The following is a 242-nucleotide window of genomic DNA, read 5'->3' on the forward strand; positions in this document are numbered from 1 at the left end:
GTGAAGTATAGTCAGTTGAACGTGACTGACCCCATGACTCAGATCAAGACCGTGGTCATGCAAAACGGCAGATGGGACAACGCAGTGGTCAATGCCAAACCGCAGTATGTGATGGACGACGGACTGCAATGGCTACACAACCGCAATTTTATCTTCAACGGCGGCAACGAATATCGGAAGTTCGAGATGCTCGACGTCAACCACCCTTCTATGGGACTAGAGCGTATCGACTGGGACGGCAG

The 242-nt window shown here is 51.7% G+C and carries 1 protein-coding gene; it reads left to right on the plus strand.

Features of this window, described 5'->3' with window-relative positions; genetic code table 11:
* Window positions 1–33: 33 nt before the first annotated feature.
* Window positions 34–242: type IX secretion system plug protein domain-containing protein (locus NR201_RS22605; RefSeq protein WP_256850201.1), on the plus strand; the 209-nt coding region annotated here is incomplete at its 3' end.

It is taken from the genome of Pantoea sp. Fr-CA_6 (assembly GCF_024520895.1).
Lineage (GTDB): Bacteria > Pseudomonadota > Gammaproteobacteria > Enterobacterales > Enterobacteriaceae > Pantoea > Pantoea agglomerans.